20 protein-coding genes and 2 pseudogenes are annotated in these 16,974 nt (G+C 72.0%); 14 read left to right on the plus strand and 8 right to left on the minus strand.

The genetic code is table 11. The features are described 5' to 3' along the window. Positions 1–135 precede the first annotated feature (135 nt). On the plus strand, positions 136–705 hold the full coding sequence (locus tag ACGFYY_RS39270) for a flavin reductase family protein (protein ID WP_365278312.1): 570 nt from the start codon (positions 136–138) through the stop codon (positions 703–705). Positions 706–750: 45 nt separating this feature from the next. On the opposite strand, the gene arfB is transcribed toward ACGFYY_RS39270, so the two are convergent. Continuing rightward, the gene (gene arfB, locus ACGFYY_RS39275; RefSeq protein ID WP_030727527.1) at positions 751–1,176 is read right to left on the minus strand and encodes an alternative ribosome rescue aminoacyl-tRNA hydrolase ArfB; all 426 of its coding nucleotides are present in this window, start codon (positions 1,174–1,176) and stop codon (positions 751–753) included. 199 nt (positions 1,177–1,375) lie between these two features. On the opposite strand from arfB, the gene ACGFYY_RS39280 reads away from it, so the two are divergent. Beyond that, on the plus strand, positions 1,376–1,951 hold the full coding sequence (locus tag ACGFYY_RS39280) for a TerD family protein (RefSeq protein ID WP_030009238.1): 576 nt from the start codon (positions 1,376–1,378) through the stop codon (positions 1,949–1,951). Positions 1,952–2,046: 95 nt separating this feature from the next. Continuing rightward, positions 2,047–2,565, plus strand: a complete 519-nt coding sequence (locus ACGFYY_RS39285) for a GNAT family N-acetyltransferase (RefSeq protein WP_393717041.1) — start codon at positions 2,047–2,049, stop codon at positions 2,563–2,565. Positions 2,566–2,635: 70 nt separating this feature from the next. Here ACGFYY_RS39285 and ACGFYY_RS39290 read toward each other — a convergent pair whose 3' ends face one another. Further along, a complete protein-coding gene (locus ACGFYY_RS39290; protein ID WP_393717043.1) occupies positions 2,636–4,075 on the minus strand; it encodes a M1 family metallopeptidase in 1,440 nt (479 codons plus the stop codon). Positions 4,076–4,113: 38 nt separating this feature from the next. Next, on the minus strand, positions 4,114–4,680 hold the full coding sequence (locus ACGFYY_RS39295) for a heme-binding protein (protein WP_365278305.1): 567 nt from the start codon (positions 4,678–4,680) through the stop codon (positions 4,114–4,116). A 298-nt stretch (positions 4,681–4,978) separates the two neighbouring features. Here ACGFYY_RS39295 and ACGFYY_RS39300 point away from each other — a divergent pair, with 298 nt between their 5' ends. Genes ACGFYY_RS39300 through ACGFYY_RS39310 form a run of 3 tightly spaced genes read left to right on the plus strand, consistent with a single transcriptional unit; the run spans position 4,979 to position 7,328 of the window. Then, positions 4,979–6,163, plus strand: a complete 1,185-nt coding sequence (locus tag ACGFYY_RS39300; RefSeq protein WP_393717046.1) for a sensor histidine kinase — start codon at positions 4,979–4,981, stop codon at positions 6,161–6,163. Beyond that, a complete protein-coding gene (locus ACGFYY_RS39305) occupies positions 6,160–6,780 on the plus strand; it encodes a response regulator transcription factor (RefSeq protein ID WP_365278300.1) in 621 nt (206 codons plus the stop codon). Before ACGFYY_RS39300 ends, ACGFYY_RS39305 begins: the two co-directional genes overlap by 4 nt. A 44-nt stretch (positions 6,781–6,824) precedes the next feature. Then, entirely contained in the window at positions 6,825–7,328 is a 504-nt protein-coding gene (locus ACGFYY_RS39310) for a hypothetical protein (RefSeq protein ID WP_365278334.1), read from the plus strand. A gap of 49 nt (positions 7,329–7,377) precedes the next feature. Here the strand turns inward: ACGFYY_RS39310 and ACGFYY_RS39315 are convergent. Beyond that, positions 7,378–8,367: pseudogene (locus ACGFYY_RS39315) on the minus strand (glycoside hydrolase family 26 protein); the annotation flags it as partial. A 446-nt stretch (positions 8,368–8,813) separates the two neighbouring features. Here ACGFYY_RS39315 and ACGFYY_RS39320 point away from each other — a divergent pair. Beyond that, complete coding sequence (locus tag ACGFYY_RS39320) at positions 8,814–9,095, plus strand: hypothetical protein (protein ID WP_393717048.1); 282 nt, start codon at positions 8,814–8,816, stop codon at positions 9,093–9,095. Positions 9,096–9,138: 43 nt separating this feature from the next. On the opposite strand, the gene ACGFYY_RS39325 is transcribed toward ACGFYY_RS39320, so the two are convergent. Further along, positions 9,139–9,816 carry a pentapeptide repeat-containing protein gene (locus tag ACGFYY_RS39325; RefSeq protein ID WP_393717050.1) on the minus strand — a complete coding sequence of 226 codons (678 nt, stop codon included), beginning with the start codon at positions 9,814–9,816 and terminating at the stop codon, positions 9,139–9,141. Between the two features lie 79 nt (positions 9,817–9,895). On the opposite strand from ACGFYY_RS39325, the gene ACGFYY_RS39330 reads away from it, so the two are divergent. After that, entirely contained in the window at positions 9,896–10,888 is a 993-nt protein-coding gene (locus ACGFYY_RS39330) for a zinc-binding dehydrogenase (RefSeq protein ID WP_393717071.1), read from the plus strand. A 2-nt stretch (positions 10,889–10,890) separates the two neighbouring features. Here ACGFYY_RS39330 and ACGFYY_RS39335 read toward each other — a convergent pair. Continuing rightward, positions 10,891–10,995, minus strand: a pseudogene (locus ACGFYY_RS39335) (GNAT family N-acetyltransferase); the annotation flags it as partial. Position 10,996: 1 nt separating this feature from the next. On the opposite strand from ACGFYY_RS39335, the gene ACGFYY_RS39340 reads away from it, so the two are divergent. The 6 genes from ACGFYY_RS39340 (at position 10,997) to ACGFYY_RS39365 (ending at position 15,101) form a co-directional block, all read left to right on the plus strand. Then, on the plus strand, positions 10,997–11,209 hold the full coding sequence (locus ACGFYY_RS39340; RefSeq protein WP_393717052.1) for a hypothetical protein: 213 nt from the start codon (positions 10,997–10,999) through the stop codon (positions 11,207–11,209). A gap of 173 nt (positions 11,210–11,382) precedes the next feature. Further along, positions 11,383–12,135, plus strand: a complete 753-nt coding sequence (locus ACGFYY_RS39345; RefSeq protein ID WP_393717054.1) for a DUF6879 family protein — start codon at positions 11,383–11,385, stop codon at positions 12,133–12,135. Then, positions 12,132–12,974 (plus strand): helix-turn-helix domain-containing protein, encoded by an 843-nt coding sequence (locus tag ACGFYY_RS39350; RefSeq protein ID WP_393717056.1) that lies wholly within the window; start codon positions 12,132–12,134, stop codon positions 12,972–12,974. The genes ACGFYY_RS39345 and ACGFYY_RS39350 overlap by 4 nt, the downstream gene beginning before the upstream one ends. Before the next feature lie 87 nt (positions 12,975–13,061). Then, on the plus strand, positions 13,062–13,265 hold the full coding sequence (locus tag ACGFYY_RS39355) for a hypothetical protein (protein WP_393717058.1): 204 nt from the start codon (positions 13,062–13,064) through the stop codon (positions 13,263–13,265). Between the two features lie 511 nt (positions 13,266–13,776). Then, entirely contained in the window at positions 13,777–13,923 is a 147-nt protein-coding gene (locus ACGFYY_RS39360) for a hypothetical protein (RefSeq protein WP_266817403.1), read from the plus strand. Continuing rightward, positions 13,920–15,101 (plus strand): methyltransferase domain-containing protein, encoded by a 1,182-nt coding sequence (locus ACGFYY_RS39365; RefSeq protein WP_393717061.1) that lies wholly within the window; start codon positions 13,920–13,922, stop codon positions 15,099–15,101. Before ACGFYY_RS39360 ends, ACGFYY_RS39365 begins: the two co-directional genes overlap by 4 nt. Before the next feature lie 321 nt (positions 15,102–15,422). Here the strand turns inward: ACGFYY_RS39365 and ACGFYY_RS39370 are convergent, their stop codons facing one another. Together ACGFYY_RS39370 and ACGFYY_RS39375 are read right to left on the minus strand one after the other, a co-directional pair. Then, complete coding sequence (locus ACGFYY_RS39370) at positions 15,423–15,899, minus strand: GNAT family N-acetyltransferase (RefSeq protein ID WP_393717063.1); 477 nt, start codon at positions 15,897–15,899, stop codon at positions 15,423–15,425. Continuing rightward, positions 15,896–16,789, minus strand: coding sequence for an aminoglycoside phosphotransferase family protein (locus ACGFYY_RS39375; protein WP_393717065.1), 894 nt, complete (start codon positions 16,787–16,789; stop codon positions 15,896–15,898). The genes ACGFYY_RS39370 and ACGFYY_RS39375 overlap by 4 nt, the downstream gene beginning before the upstream one ends. Between the last annotated feature and the right edge of the window lie 185 nt (positions 16,790–16,974).

The raw sequence follows: 16,974 nt of genomic DNA on the forward strand, positions 1-16,974 counted from the left end.
GGTCGTGCATGGCTGGGAGCGCTCCCTCACATTCCCGAGAGCAAACGATACGCCCGGGCCTAGGCCAAGGGGCGGGGACGCGACTCGGACCAGGGCCCGATGTGCGACGCGGAAGGGCGAGATTAGCGTTTCGACGTGCTGAAGACGACCCCCGTACCCACGGTGTCCCAAGGAAGCCCCCATGCTGAGGGAGTGAGCAATGACGAGTTCCGGGCCGCGATGTCCCGGCTGGCGGCGGGCGTGTGCCTGATCACCGCGCACGAGCCCCCGCTGACGGCGGACGGCCCGCGCGGCGAGGACGTCGGGATGACGGCCACCGCCTTCATGTCCGTGTCCCTGGACCCGCCGCTGGTCCTGGTGAGCCTGCGCGAGGGCTCCCGGATGGACGACCTGCTGGCGGAACAGCCCCTGTGGGCGGTGTCGGTCCTCGCCGACCACCAACTCCAGGTGGCGGGCCGCTTCGCGATGAAGGGCCGCATCAGCGACCGGCTGCTCTTCGCCGATCTGCCGTACGTACGCGGCGAGGCCTCCGGCGCACCCCTGCTGAGCGGCGCCCTGGCCACCCTGGAATGCCGTACGGAGAACCGCGTCGAGGCGGGCGACCACACCCTGGTGGTCGGTCGGGTCCTGACGGCCGGCCTGCCGTCCCCGGACGGGCAGCCCCTCACGTACTTCCGCGGGCGCTACCGGCACCTGGGCACGTAAGGCCCGCGGGGCGGGTACGACACGTAAGACGGGCACGGCCGGAGGCTACCAGTCCCGGCCCGTCCGGCCGCGCTTGGTCTCGGCCCGCGCCTTCTTCTCACGCAGCCGGCGCTCGTTGATCCCGCGCGGGATCTTCGTCGCCCGGCGTTGCTTCGGCGGCGGCGCCGTCGCCTCGGCCAGCAACGAGGCCAACCGGACCAGCGCCATCTCCCGGTTGCGCAGCTGCGAGCGGTGCTCGGAGGCCCGGACGGTCACCACCCCGTCGACCAGCCTGGCCGCGAGGCGCTCCAGCGCCCGCTCCTTCCACACCTCGGGCAGCGCCTTGGTGGCCGCCAGGTCGAACAGCAGCTCCGCGCGCGAGTCCGAGGTGTTCACGTGCTGACCGCCGGGCCCCGAGGATCGCGAGAACCGCCAGGCGAGCTCTCCCTCGGGGAGCACGACCGAACCGCGGATGACATAGGGACCAGGCATGCCCCTATGATCCGCCCCCGCCCCGGCCGCCGTCACCCGTATTTACGCCCTCCGCATTCGGCCCGCGCCGCGGCCCGCGAGGATTCGAGGTCACGGACAATTCACGACGGGAACCCGACCGGCCTCTCGTCGCGTTATAGGGGGCAGCGGTAGTTTGACCGCCTGTACGTGCATGTTGGATGAGGAAAGGGACATTCCCATGGCTGTCAGCCTGTCCAAGGGCGGCAACGTCTCGCTCTCGAAGGAGGCCCCGGGCCTCGCTGCCGTCACGGTCGGCCTCGGCTGGGACGTCCGTACGACGACCGGTGTCGACTTCGACCTCGACGCCTCGGCGATCGCGGTCAACCCGACGGGCAAGGTCGTCTCCGACGGCCACTTCGTCTTCTTCAACAACAAGTCCACCCCGGACCAGACCATCGTCCACACCGGTGACAACCGCACCGGCGAGGGCGCGGGCGACGACGAGGCCATCAACGTCAACCTCGCCGGCCTGCCGGCCGACGTGGACAAGATCGTCTTCCCGGTCTCCATCTACGACGCCGAGGCCCGCAGCCAGAACTTCGGCCAGGTCCGCAACGCGTACATCCGCGTCGTGAACCAGGCCGGCGGCGCCGAGATCGCCCGCTACGACCTCTCCGAGGACGCGGCGACCGAGACCGCCATGGTCTTCGGCGAGCTCTACCGCAACGGCGCCGAGTGGAAGTTCCGCGCCGTCGGCCAGGGTTACGCCTCCGGCCTCACCGGCATCGCGCAGGACTTCGGCGTCAACGTCTGATACCGCGAGGTCCGGCACCCACCCGCCGGACATCGACGCTGTGGCGAAGCCCCCTCCCGGCCGTCCGGGGAGGGGGCTTCGCTACCGTTCGGTAGGTGATCCTGCAACCGCTCGTCCCTGTCGACGGCGCCCTTCCCGGCCCGGTGCTCACCGAGATCGCCGCCCTCTACTCGACGAACCACGCGTTCTTCGAACTCAGCGGAGACTTCCCCGACCCGGACCGCATCACGGTCGAGCAGGTCGCCGCCGCGCTCGCCGGTGAACTGGCCCACGACAGCGCCGAGGTGCTCCTCGCCCGGTCCGCCGGCCGCCTCGTCGGGCTGGCCGCCACCCTCACACGGGCACCCGCCGCCGACGACCCGGACCCGTGGATCGGCCTGCTGCTCATCGACGCCACCGCGCACCGCGAGGGATACGGCCGCACCGTGGCCACCCTGGTCGAGGACCGCTTCCGCGCCGCCGGACGCGCGGGCGTACGGATCGCCGTACTGGACAACAACCCCGAGGCCCTCGCCTTCTGGCAGTCCCAGGGGTACCTCCCCCTGCGCCGGGCCAAGGACCGCGAGTTGGGCCGCGACTGCACCGTGCTGCGCAAGCCGCTCGAAGCCCCGTAACGGAACCCCGTGGCGGAACCCGGCGGCAGAACCCGGGGGCGGAACCACGTGACGCAACCCGGTCACGGCACTAGGCGGGCCGGCCCTTCCCGTACAGCCACACGTCCCAGATCTTCTTCAGGTCCCGCCCCGTCTTCTCCTCGGCGTAGGCGGTGAAGTCGGCCGTGCTCGCGTTCCCGTGCCGGTGGTCCTCGGCCCAGCCGCGCACCAGGGCGAAGAACCTCTCGTCGCCCACCTCCTGCCGGATCCGGTGCAGGACCATCGCACCGCGGTAGTACACCGGATCCGCGGAGATGTCCTGGGGCCCGGGCGGGGCGGCCGGCGGGAACGCGGCCCAGTCCTTGTCGGCGTCCTCGTCGACGTCCGTGTCACCGGTCAGGAAGGCCTCGAAGCGCTCCTGCGCCGTGGGCCCTCCGTGGTCCTCGGTCCACAGCCACTCGGCGTAGGTCGCGAAACCCTCGTTGAGCCACATGTCCTTCCAGGACTTCGGCGACACCGAGTCGCCGAACCACTGGTGCGCGAGCTCGTGCACCACGAGATCCTCGCTCGGCGCGCCGGAGTAGACCGGCCGCCCCTGGGTCTCCAGCGCGTAGCCGAGGGTCCCGGCGGGCACCACGATCGCACCCGTCGAGGCGAAGGGGTACGGGCCGAACCTCCCGCCGCCCCACTCCACCATCTCCGGCAGCCGCCCGAGCGGACCGGCGCTCGCCGCCTCCTCCGCCGGAGCCACGGCGCTGTAGAGGCCGACCCCCGAAGGCGTCCGCCCGGTCGTCACCTTGTACCGCCCGACAGCGGCGGTCGCCAGATAGCTCGCCATCGGCTCCGGGCTGTGCCACGCGAACACGGTCCGCCCGTCCGTGCCCTCCGTACGGGACCGCAGCTCGCCGTTCGACACCGCCTCGTAGCCGCGCGGAACGGTGATGGTGATGTCGTACGAAGCCTTGTCGCTCGGGTGGTGGTTGCCGGGGAACCAGGTCATCGAACCGACCGGCTCACCGACGGCGACCGCGCCGTCCTCCGTGGTGATCCAGCCCTCCTCGGCGCCGTCCGGATCCGCCAGGGCCTTCGGCTTCCCGCTGTAGTCGACCTCCGTACGGAAGACCTCGCCCTTCTTCAGGTCCTCGGCCGGGCGCACCGTCAGCTCGTTGCCGGTCCGGTTGTACCGGGCCCCCTCGCCCTGGACGGTCACGCCCTTGACGTTCAGGCCGCTGAGGTCCAGGTTGAAGGAGCTGAGCGCCTGCTCGGCGCGGGCGGTGATCACGGCCGTGCCGTGCAGCTGCCCGTCGGCGGGGTCGTAGTCCAGATCCAGGGCGTAGTGGTCGACCTGGTAACCGCCGTTCCCGGCCCGGGGGAAATACGGATCACGCAGCCCCGACGCACCCGGCCGCCCCTGCACCGTGTCCCCCGTACACCCCGTGGTGAGGGCGAGCAGGGCGGCGACGGCAGGGGCGGCGAGGCGGGACAGAGTACGGAGTTCCACGCACTCGATCCTAGGCGGGGCGGGCTCCATCGATCACTTGCCGGACCACGTGACGGGCTGTTTCCGGACTACTTGGCGAGCGCGTCCACGCCCGCCTTGGCGAACTTCTCGTCCAGGTCGCCGCTCGGGGCACCGGCCACACCGATGCCGGCGACGGGCGCGCCGTTCGCCTGGACCGGGGTGCCACCGCCGAGGAAAAGGGTGCCGGGGATGTCCTTCAGGTTCGGGGTCTGGGCGAGGCGGCCCACGAGCACCGAGGTCGGGGCGTTCCAGGACACGGCGGTGAAGGCCTTGCGCTCGGCCGACTCGTAGGACTGCGGGCCCGCGCCGTCACCGCGCAGGGTGACGATGGTGTTGCCGTTGCGGTCGACGACGGCGACCGTCACCTTCTGGTTCTCGGACTCGGCGGCCTTCAGCGCGGCCTGGGCGGCACGGGTCGCGGCGTCGACGGTGAGGTGCGTCGTCGTGGTGAAGTTCTTGTCGCTCGGCCCGTCCTTCTTCGAGGCGACCGAGGCGACGGACGCCGACGCGGCGTCGGAGGCGGGGGTCGCGCCGGCGCTCACGGCACCGAAGGTTCCGGCGCCCAGGGCGACGGCGAGGGCGGTAACGGTGAGAACGCGGGTGCGGGTCTTCATCTCTGCTCCTGAGAACGGTGGCATCGGGCCGGTCGGACCGGCTCCTTCACTGCTCCAAGCCTCGGCCCGAAACCCCCCGCGCCCCGTCCCCGTACCGGCTCGCCCCACCCACCGCACCGGCTGACCCCCGGGTCATCCGATCGGTCGATGCGCTCCGCCTCCGGCGAGGTATTGGCTGGTCACACACCCCGGCACCATCCCAGCCCCGCCGGCGTTCGAGGCGCGGGGGTCCGGGGCGGAGCCCCGGCGACGGCGCCGCAGGCAACAATGGACGCGTCCCCGCAAACCAGGAGCACCGGTGAGCCACCCCGCCCCGCCGCGCGACGACACCCGCACGCTGACCACCGTCGCCCACACCGCGTTCTTCCTGCTCCTCGGTGCCTCCGTGGTCCGCTTCCTGCTGCGCCACCCCGGCGAACCCCGCACCCCGTGGATCATCGCCCTCAGCATCACCCTGGCCCTGCTCTACGTACTCGGCCCCGCCCTCGGCGCCGCCCCCACCGCCCGCCGGCTCCTGTGGCTCGGCCTGGTCGTCACCACCTGGACAGTCCTCGTCGTCCTCGCGCCGAGCTTCGCCTGGTGCGCCGTACCGCTGTTCTTCACCGCCCTGCGCACCCTCCCGCCGCGGGCCGCCGTCGTCCTCGTGGCCCTCCTCACCACCTTCGTGGTGATCGCCCAGCTCCAGCTGGCCAAGGCCTTCGACCCCAACCTCCTCCTCGCCCCGCCCGCCGTCGCCGCCCTCGCCACCGCCGTCTTCGTCCACATGGAGCGCCAGGCCCAAGCCCAGCGCACCCTCATCGACGACCTGATCCGCACCCGCCGCGAGCTGGCCGCCACCGAACGCCGCGAGGGCACCCTCGCCGAACGGCAGCGGCTGTCCATGGAGATCCACGACACCCTCGCCCAGAACCTGTCCAGCCAGCAGATGCTGCTCCAGGCAGCGGACCGCACCTGGGACACCGACCCGGCCACCGCCCGCGCGCACGTCCGGACCGCCACCGGCATCGCCGCCCACGGCCTCGCCGAAGCCCGCCGGCTCGTCCACGACCTGGCCCCGTCCGAGCTCGCCGACGGCGCCGGCCTCGCCGAAGCCCTGCGCTCACTCGGCGCCGGCCCGGGCATCGAGGTCCGCTTCCACCTCGAAGGCACCCCGGCCCCACTCCCCGACCGCGTCCAGTCCGCCCTGCTGCGCATAGCCCAGGGCGCGCTGGCCAACGTCCGCGAGCACTCCGGCGCCCGTACGGCCGCACTCACCCTGAGCTTCCTGGGCGACCAGGTCGTCCTGGACATCGCCGACGACGGCCACGGCTTCACCGAACCCCGCGCCGCCTCCGGCTCCCGGACCGCCGCCGCCGGACGCGGGCACGGCCTCCCCGCCATGCGGGCCCGCGTCCGCCAGCTCGGCGGCACCTTGACGATCGAATCCACGCCGGGCGAGGGCACCGTCCTCTCCGCGGCCATCCCCCTGGAGCCGGCCCCATGACCACGATCCTCCTCTGCGACGACCACGTGGTGGTCCGCGCCGGACTCCTGGCCCTGCTCGGCAGCGAGCCCGACATCGAAGTCCTCGGCGAGGCGGGCAGCGGAGAGGAAGCCGTCGCCCTCGCCGCGAAGCTCCGCCCCGACGTGGTCCTGATGGACCTCCAGCTGGGCGAGGGCATCGACGGCGTCGAGGCCACCCGCCGCATCACGGCGCTCCCCGCACCCCCGCACGTCCTGGTCCTCACCACCTACGACACCGACGCGGACATCACCCGCGCGATCGGCGCCGGCGCCACCGGCTACCTCCTCAAGGCCGAACGCCCGGAGGAACTCTTCGCCGCCATCCACTCCGCGGCCCAGGGCCGCACCACCCTGTCCGCGCCGGTGGCCAGCCGGGTCATGGCCCACATGCGCGGCACCCGGCCCACCCTCACCGATCGCGAACTCGACATCCTCGGCCAGCTGGCCCGGGGCCTGGGCAACCGCGACATCGCCCGCGCCCTGTTCATCAGCGAGGCCACCGTCAAGACCCACCTGGGCCGCATCTACGACAAGCTCGGCGTCGACACCCGCGCGGGCGCCGTCTCCGTCGCCAAGGAACAGCGCCTCCTGCCCTGACACCGGAGGTGAACGGCCCCGGCACCCGTGACACCATCAGCTACGTGCTCGACATCGGCTACTCCCTCTCCCGGCGTTTCCCGGACCCCCCGCAGACCGACTACCGCTCCGCGGACGTCCACACCCTGCGGCACGACCTGTTCTGCGGGGACGTGTACCTCGCCGACACCACCGCGGACCGGGAAGTGTCCACAGCCTGGGGATGGGTGCCCGTACTGGACTTCGCCTGGGCGCTGTGCGACATCGTCGAGCAGCTCGACAAGGACCCCCGCGGCAACCGCTCCGCCAACCGGCAGTACGCCGAGCTCGACTTCACCGAGTCCACGGACCGGATGCTCTTCGAGCGCCGCTTCGGCTGGGTCGACGTCGAGGCGGACTGGATGCCGGCCGAGGAAGCCCCGCTGACCTTCAGCCACCGCCTGCTGCGCCGCGAGGCCCGCGACTTCCTGCACGACCTCGTCGCCGACCTGATCGACATGCACGAGGGCCTCGCCGACAACCCGGCCGTCTGGACCCTCCAGGCCCGCTTCCCGCGCGTCCCGGCGTAACCCGGCCCGACCGGGCCCGACCGGGTCCGACCGGTCCGGGTCAACCGGCGGACAGGGACTCCCGGAACACCTGCGCGGAGCGCGGGTTCTGCCCGCACTGCCACACGCCGTGCGGGCAGTAGTCGGTGATGCTGTGGTAGAGCGGCTCGTGCTCGGCGAACCAGGCCAGCATGCCCCGCATGTACGCGGGGTTGTCCCCGTGCCGGAACAGCCCCCACTCGGGGTACGAGATCCGCTTGCCGTGGGCCCGCGCGAAATCGACCTGCTGCTGGAGTCCGTAGGGCTGGGTGACCTGCTCGTCGAAGGTACGGCCCGGCTCCTGGTCGTAGGAGTCCATGCCGATGACGTCGACCACGTCGTCCCCCGGATAGCAGCTGGTCCAGGCGATCGCGTCGCCGCCACGGTTGGGGGCGTAGTCGAAACGGAACCGCTGCCCCTCCACCGAGCGCATGGCCGCCACGACGCGCCGCCAGTACGTCTTCCAGCTCTCGGGGTCGGGACGGCAACGGTGGGTGTAGTTGAAGCCGTTCATCTCCCAGCCGAGCACGATCACCGTGTCCGGCACCCCGAGCTCGACCAGCCGCGTGGCCAGCCGCCGGAAGTGGTGGTCGTTGGCGCCCCGCGCGCCGGAGCGGATCAGCTCGGCGACCCGGGCGTCGGGAACCCCCGCCTCGTTGCGCTCCTGCATGGGCACGTTCAGGACGAACAGCCGATCCGCCTTCTCCTGGCGCCACCACGCCCAGGTGCGCAAGGAATCGGGTGCCCCCTCGATGTTCGCCCAGGTGTCGCCGGGCAGGTAGGTGTGCCCGGCGCGCAGCTCGGTACCGCCGAGCCAGCTCGACAGTTCCCGCATCCGCTCGACACCGGGCGAGCCGTAGTGGAGATAGGCGCCCACGGCGACCTCGGGGACCTCGGCCCCCACGCCGCCCCCGGCACCCTCACGCGGCGGCCGCCCGCCGAGGGCGCTCCCCGTGACGAGCAGGCCGACGGCGACCGTGCTCGCGCAGGCCCCCGCCAGCCAACGGCCCAGACGGGACATGACACCTCCACAGGCCTCGTGCACCGATGTGTCTGCCAGCGACGTTAGGCACCGCACCGACCCCACGGCCTGTCCGGGCACCGGAACGCTCGGCCATTCGCCGCAACCACCCGTCCCGCCCGGCGCCGCGACCGACCCGGTCCACCGCGCCCCGGCACCTCGTGCTGTGACCTGGAAGGTTCACCGGGTCGCGACGCCCGGCACGGCACCTCGCCGCGTTGTCGGACCACGCACGTACGTCCGGTACGAGCCGCGGCCCTCCGCCCGGGGCCCCTCCCAGCGGTAGCTGGGGGAGATGCCCCTCCCAGCGGTAGCTGGGGGAGATCCACCGCACCGGACGCCGCGACCCGGCAAACCTTCCCCGCCACAGCACTGGCCTGTCCGGGTGCACGCGACCGAACCCCCACTGCCGGCGGACGTCTGTCCCGCGCTGGTCTCGTTCCTCGATGCCGCGCTGGTCGAAGCGGGCGAGCCCGCCCTCCCGCAGGCCCTGGCGCCGCTCCGCTTCCACGGACGGTGCACGTGCGGCCCCGCCTGCACCTACCCTCCGCACCGCTCCCGCGCCCCGCGCCGACAGCACCTGGATCGAGCTCGACGACGCGGAAGCACCGCTCGTGCGGCTCCAGCTCGACCAGGACCGCACCTCGTTCGCGGGAATCGAGATCTGCGCTGTCGACCTGGGCCCCGCCCCGGCGCTCGACCCCCCGCCGACCGCCGGCCTGGGGTGACACGCGTCCGGACCGGTACGCGCCATGACGGCCCGGCAGCCCCCTACGCCACCACCCGCACCCCCAGCTGCGCCGCCAGCGCCGGAGCCAGGTCGAACAGCTGCGCCGGGCTGATCACCGCCCCGGCCAGCGCCTCCACCCCCCGCGCGATCTCCAGCACGGACGCCTCCCGCAGATCCACATCCGTCATCCGCACCCCGCTGAAATCCGCCCCCCGCAGCGCGCAGTCCCGGAACTCCACCCGCTCCAGCACCGCTCCCGCGAAGTCCGGCTCCACCAGCACGCACCCCTCGAAGACCACGTCCTTGAGCCGCGCCTTCCGCAGATTCAAGTAGTCGATCTTGCCTCCGCGGATCACCACCCGCTCCAGCACCGCCCCGTGCAGCTGCACCCCGCCCAACCGGGCGTCCAGCACCTCCACGTCCCGCAGCGAGGCCCCCGACAGGTCGGTCCCCACCCCGCGGACCCCCTCCAGCACCGAATCCAGGAACCTGGCCTTCGCCAGCCCCGCCTCGTCCAACGCGCACCGCCGCACCGCGCAGTCCATGAACCGGGACCCGATCCCCTCCTGCCCCGCCAGGTCGAGATCCGCGAACTCCAGCCCGTCGTAGTCCCCGTCCGGCTCCAGCTCACCCCCCTCCCACACCGCCTGCTCGGGCAGCCGGAGCTCCGGCCGCCGCGCCGTCTTCACCGTCTGCTCCTGCTGCCCTTTGCGCGCCATCCCCCCATCGTGAACCACCCCACCGACAACGGCTTGACCTCAACCGCGCTCGAGGTCGCAACCTGAGGCCATGCCCACCATGCGAGCCATCCGCCTCCACGCCTTCGGCCCCGCCGAGAACCTCTCCTACGAGCACACGGACACCCCCGTCCCCGCCCCCGGCCAGGTCCGGATCGCCGTCGCCGCCGCCGGCGTCCACCTCCTCGACACCAGCCTCCGCCAAGGCATCCAGGGCCCGCCCGCCCCGCTCCCCGAGCTCCCGACCATCCCCGGCCGCGAGGTCGCCGGCACCGTCGACGCCCTCGGCCCCGGCACCGACCCCGCCTGGCTCGGCCGCACCGTCGTCGTCCACCTCGGCTTCGCCCCCGGCGGCTACGCCGAGTACGCCGTCGCCGACGCCGACCGACTGCACCCCGTACCGCCCGGCCTCGACCCCGCCGAAGCCGTCGCCATGATCGGCACCGGCCGCACCACCCTCGGGATCCTGCAGTTCGCCGACCTCGGACCGGACTCCGTCACCCTGATCCCCGCCGCCGCCGGCGGCATCGGCACGCTCCTCGTCCAGTACGCGGTCCACGCCGGCGCCACCGTCGTCGCCCTCGCCGGCGGCCCCGCCAAAACCGCCTTGGCCGCGGCCAACGGCGCCCACCTCGCCCTTGACCACACCGACCCCACCTGGCCCGACGCCGTACGCGCCCACCACCCGGGCGGCGCCACCGTCCTCTTCGACTCCGTCGGTGGCGACACCGCCCGCACCGCCCTCGACCTCCTCGCACCCGGCGCCCGACACCTGGTCTTCGGCTGGGCCGGCGGCCCCCTCCACCTCACCGACGCCGAACGCGCCGACCTCGACGCCCGCGCCATCACCACCCAGGGCGTCCTCGGCCCCACCATGCTCGAGCGGGTCGGCGCCCCCGACCCGCTGCGCGTCCTGGAGACCCGCGCCCTCGCCGAGGCCGCCGCGGGCCGCCTGCGCCCCGCCCTGTCCCGCTACCCGCTCGCCGAGGCCGCCACCGCCCACCACGACCTGGAAACCCGCGCCACCACCGGCAAGGTCGTCCTGGAACCCTGACGCTACGGGGCGCCGAACTCCGCCAACGCCCCGTCCGTCAGCCGGTACACCGACCACTCCTCCTGCGGCCGGGCGCCCAGGGCCTCGTAGAAGGCGATCGTCGGCGCCATGGTCGAATCCGATCCGGAGCGCTACGGCGGCATATCAGACATGCGGGCCGCTCTGATGCTGGAGCTGGTGCTCAGCTCGGTCGTGCTCGGTGAAGACGCCACCGAACTGCGCGCTCGGCTGGTGGAGCTGACCACCCTTACGTCCTCAGGCACCGATGTACTTCCTGGAGTCGTACTGCACAGCGTCCTCGGCTTGCGCTCAGGAACCTGAGCCTGACCGCACGCCGCTCGAATCGGTGCGACCCCCTATCCGTCGGCATGCGCCCGGAAGCCGGGGGTCTCCTTGCATTGCGTCCCGAGAATCATCGCGAATCACGCAGGACAGGAAGCCATCACTCGCCCCATCCTGGTCGGGACTTGTCCGCTGGTGGGAGGGGAACGGCCATGGCACGGCGACTCCGGTTCATCGGTACCAACTCCGGCAACGACGGATGCCCGACCCTGTACGAGGACCTGGACAGCGGGGAGGTCCTGGTCCAAGGCGACGCGGTGACCGATCCCCAAGACGTGGCGCAGCTCCGGAACGTCAAGGATGGTGAGGGGTTCGTGGTCGTCCCGCGCGTGCTCCTCGCCGACTTCGCCCCCAGGGACGTGGAGAGGACGCCTGTGCTGATCGGCTTCGAGGAGTTCGCCGGCATGTTTCGGACCTTCGCGCACACGGCCTGGCGCCTGGAGACCCGGCGCCGCTACCAGTCGGACGGGGAGACCGAGACATACCAGCGGTTCATCCGGGGCGAGGACGTCGGCTGGGACCTGGACGACCCCTGGTGCACGTCCCGGCGGGAACAGTCCGCCCTGGGCAAGCGCTTCGAGCGGGTGCGGATCGCCGACAACCCGCCCACCCCTGGTCAGCGCTATCTGCTCGACAACGCCCGCCGCAACAGCGCGGTGGGCGAGGACATCCGCAATCTGTGGCGCTCCGAGGCCGAAGCCCTGCAACTCCCCGACGTGGCCTTCTGGCTCTTCGACTCCCGGGTCATCGCCCGGCTCCACTTCGATGACGACGACGTGATGACGGGCGTCGAGCTGGTCACGGAACCCGTCGAGGTGGCCCGCGCCTGCCAGGTCCGGGACGCCGCGTGGCACCACGCCGTCCCCTACGAGACCTTCGCGGAACAGGTGCCGTCCGCCGAGTGAGCACCGACTTCCAACAAGCACGAGTCGCCCTCGGTGCGCGGCTGCGCGAACTGCGCACCGATCGGCGGCTCACGGGCCGCCAGTTGGCGGTCCTGCTCGGCTGGACCCAGTCCAAGGTCAGCAAACTGGAGACCGGCCGCCAGACCGCGACGACGGACGATCTCCTGGCGTGGGCGGAAGGTACCGGCCATCCGGAGGCCGCGGAGGAGCTGATGACCAGGCTCCGGAGCCTGGAGTCCCGGTCCCGCGCGTGGCGCAGACAGCTCGCCGCGGGCCACAAGCCCGTCCAGGACACGCTCACCGCAGAGTACGAACGCACGAGGACGTTCCGCGTCTGGCAGGGCTCCACAGTCGTGGGCATGCTCCAGACCGCCGAGTACGCCCGCCACGTGTTCACCCGCTACGCCGACCTCCACCAGTCCCTCCGGGACACGGAGGAGGCCGTAGGGGCCCGCGTGAAGCGTCAGGAGATGCTGTACGAGCCGGGGCGCACGTTCCACATCGTGATGTGGGAGGCCGCGCTCCGGGCTCTCGTATGCCCTCCTCCCGTACTGGCCGCCCAGCTCGACCGCCTGGCGGGCGTCCTCGGCCTGGACACCGTCTCCCTGGGCATCGTCCCGTTCGGCGCCTCCTTGAAGATCCCGCCGGCCAACGGCTTCTGGCTCTACGACGACCGCCTGGTGATCGCGGAGGACTGGCACGCGGAACTCTGGCTGGACGACGCGGACAGCGTGGGCGTGTACCGGAAGGTCTGGCAAGCGCTCTCCGATTCCGCGGTCTACGGGGCGGACGCCCACCGTGTGATCGCCCGCGCCCGGCGGGCTCTCGACACCGCCTGAGAATCCTCCGGAAGATCACGTCCCAGCCCGAGAATCCCGGCGAATCAGCCCCCACAGGGCCCCGCAACCGGCCCTAGCGTCCTTCTCATGGACAGCTCGCACGAACTGGAGACAGTGACCCCGAGCACGGCCGTGGAGTCACTGCGCGAATCGCTGATGGCCGCCGGAATCGTTCTCCCTTCGCTGGGCATCGATCCCGCACCGCCCGGCCCGGGGCTGGTGAGGCTGGGCAGTGTCCGCCCCGACGTCGCCATGAAGCTGGCGCAGGTCGTGAAGCGGGGGGCCGCATGAGCGCACGCGACAACCATCCGGACGGGACGGAACCCGGTTGGGCGCGGTTCGAGGGCCCGGACCTGAGTCCCGGCAACGCCTTGAAGTGGCGTCCGTGCGAATGCGGCCGACCGGTCTGTCCCGAGTACCGCCCGGCCACCGGAAGTACCCAGCGGCTGAACGCCAGGGTGGCCGAAGCAAACCGGTGGAGTCGGGGGACGGCGCAGTGAGCGCCCCGCCAGGACCCCTGTCAGAGTCTTGGGACGACGTAGCGGCCCAGCTCCGTGACCTTCGGGAACGGAGCGAATGGACCGCCCAGCTATTCCGCCACCTGACGCCGGGAAGTCCCCTTCTGGAGTTCCTGGCAGAGACCGGAGAACGACAGGTGCAGGCCCGGCCGGAGCGCATTCCCAAGGCCTTCGCTCCAGGGTCCGACTGACCCCACCCCACAGACACCGCCCCGGTGACTGAACCACCGTTCTGCCGGGGCGGCCCACAGCACCACTCATCCCTCACGAGAAGGAGCACGTTCATGGGCGGACAGCACGGCGGAGGCAGCGGCTCGGGTCAGGGCGGAAGCCAGCAGGACGACGGCCAGTCGGGCGCCGGTCACGGGGGCGGGGGCTCGGAGGGCCAGGACTCCGGGCACAGCGACACGAAGGGCAGCGGCACCAAGTGACCGAACGCGCCACGACGGAGGCCGACCCCCAGGGGTTGGCCTCCCGGCTCATGAACTCCGGGGCCCTGACCTCCGACTGGCTCCCCGCCTATCAAGCCGTGCTCCGGGAGTCGTTCGTCCCGGACGTGATCTGGCCCGGTGTCGGCCCGGCCGACGGCGGACCGGTGGCGGGCATCGACCGCCGGACCGATCCGGAGGCGTGGTTCCGCGCGGTCTACTCGGACGCCTCCCTGACCACCCAGTGGGACGACGGAAGCCACACGGGCCCCGAACGGGGGAAGGTCCCGACGTGCAGCAACTCCCAGCCCTCCATGGTGTTCTCGATGTTGGGGGCCTTGGACGTCCACGAAGGCTCCAAAGTGCTGGAACTAGGCACGGGAACCGGTTGGAACGCGGCTCTGCTGTCCGAACGGGTCGGCTCGGAGAACGTCACCACCATCGAGTTCGACCCGGAGAACGCGGCCACGGCCCGAGTTCGCCTGGATGCCGCCGGGTACAACCCGGTGGCCGTGGTCGGTGACGGCTCTCAGGGCTGGCCAGCGTGCGCGCCGTACGACCGCGTACTGATCACGGCTTCCCTGCGGGAGATCCCGGCGGACATCATCCGGCAGACCCGCCCCGGCGGAATCATCGTCTCCCCGTACGCCACGGAGTACGGCGGTGAGGCCGTCGTCCGCCTGACCGTCGAGGAGGGCGGAAGTGCGTCCGGCCCGTTCGTCGGCTCCTCCGCGTTCATGCGTCTCCGGCAGCATCGCGCCTACCGGACGCACGTGAGGACGTACCTGGGCGGAAAGCCCTGGCCCGCCGACGGCCGCCGCACGACCACCTCCCTGTCCCCGGAGGACGTGGCCGACTGGCTCCCCATGTTCGCCATCGGGCTCCAGACCCAGTGGATGTTCCCCTACCCGGAGAAGTACGACGGCGGGCGCTACACGCTCTGGCTCCGGGACACCCAGGTCACCTCTTGGGCGTCGGTGGACTTCGTCCCCGGCGCGGAGGAGTTCGAGGTCTACCAGTCCGGGCCCAGGGAGCTTTGGGGCGAACTCACGGCGGCCCATGCCTGGTGGGACAGCCAGGGCAGGCCGGGGTTCGAGCGGTTCGGACTCACCGTGAATCCCGATGGCGCCACCTGGGCCTGGCTCGACTCCCCGGAGCGCCCGGTGCCTGCCGTCGGGTAGCCGGACGGCCAGAGCCCCGCGGACGCGCGCCGTGACGCCGCACGTGACTTCGAGCCCCCGGCCACACGGAGGCCCGAGGTCACGCGCGCAAGCGTTCCGCCTCCGCGCGGGTGACCGCCGCCTCGGCACGTGCCCTGGCCCGGCCCGCAGGGTGCTCCAGGTGCTCTGCGAGGCCTTCCAGAGCCTCGGCAATGTCATTCCGCCATTCCACGTATGCGGCATCGCTGCACGGCGTTCCGGGACGCTGACCACGCGCACTCCGCACGTGGCGGAGGGCCTCCTTGAGCCCGGTAGCGGTCGGTGGCAAGGGCTCCGGTGCGCTCACTCAGCCACGGCCAGCTTGCGGAGCGCGTCGTCCGTGAGGCGGTTCACCGTCCACTCGTCCATGGACACGGCTCCCACCGACCGGTAGAAGTCGATCGCAGACACATTCCAGTCGAGGACCGACCACTCCAGCCGCTCGTAGCCCCGCTCCACGCACGTCCGCGCCAACTCCCGCAACAGGGCCTTGCCGTGACCGCCACCGCGCACACCCGGCCGCACGTACAGGTCCTCCAGGTAGATCCCGTGCACCCCGCGCCACGTCGAGAAGGAGAGGAACCACATCGCGAAGCCGACGACCTCCCCGTCCTCCGTCTCCGCGATGTGGGCGAACACCGCCGGACGCTCCCCGAACAGCGCCTGGCGCAGCTGCTCCTCGGTGGCCCGTGCCTCGTGCGGCACCTTCTCGTACTCCGCGAGTTCGCGGATCATCGCGTGGATGGCGGGAACGTCATCGATCTCAGCGCTACGGATCATGCCCGCAGCCTAGAACCCCGACGCAGCGTCTCGGCAACCGTCAACTGGTCCTCGTCCAAGCGAACTTCCCCGTCCTCCACGTCCCACAGACAGTTCTGGAGCACCCGCCCCAGCGTCCAGGCACGCGCCCGCTCCCGATCCAGCCCCGCCACCTCCGTCAGCAGGTCGAACCGCCACCCCACGTCCTCGGCACGGAAGTTGTTGATGATCGCCGGCATGAGATCGAAACCCGGATCGCCCGCCAGCGGCTTGGGGTCGATCGCCAACCACGGCTCCCGGCCGCCCGCCAGCACGTTCTCGTAGTGCAGATCCCAGTGCAGCAGCCGATCCCCCGGCTCCCCCACCACCTCCGCCACCGCCGCCGCGCAGTCCTTCAGCAACCGCCGGTCCCGTGCCTCCACCAGCCGGGCCAGCGCCGGCGGCACCGCCTCCAGCATCCCGGCGGCCATCTCACCGAGCCCGCGCAACCCGGCCGGAGCCGGCACCGCCGTCAGCCGCGCCACCAACTCCCCGACCACCACCACCGCCCGCCGCGCGTCCTCCCGCGCGAGCGCCGCCAGATCCCGCCCCTCGTCCAACCGCTCCAGCAGCAGGCTCCCGGTGTCCACGTCGTGCTCCAGCAGCCGTACGCAACCCCGCCCGTCCCACGCGCGCAGCGCGACCGGCTCCCCCACGCTCTCCTCGTCCACCGCCACCAGCTTCAGCACGGCCGAGCTCCCGTCGGCCCGCTCCACCGGCACCACCAAAGCCGTCACCCCGTGCATGACCGGCCCGACCCGCCGCAGCCCCCACCGCTCCAGAAACCACGCCGCCCGCCCGGGCAGAGCGGCGATGAACTCCCGCCCCGCGTCCCCCTGAGCCTCGACCAACCCCTCAGGAATCTCAACCATCCCCGGACGGTATCCCCTGCGGGGTGCTCGGCGGTGCGCGGTACGGCTCGGGCTGCCGTGCCCCTGCGGGGTGCTCGGCGGTATGCGGTACGGCTCGGGCTGCCGTGCCCCTGCGGGGTGCTCGGCGGTGTGCGGTACGGCTCGGGCTGCGCCCGGGGCTGCGCCTCAAACGCCGGCGGGGCTGG

The organism is Streptomyces sp. NPDC048331 (assembly GCF_043201215.1).
Taxonomy (GTDB): domain Bacteria; phylum Actinomycetota; class Actinomycetes; order Streptomycetales; family Streptomycetaceae; genus Streptomyces.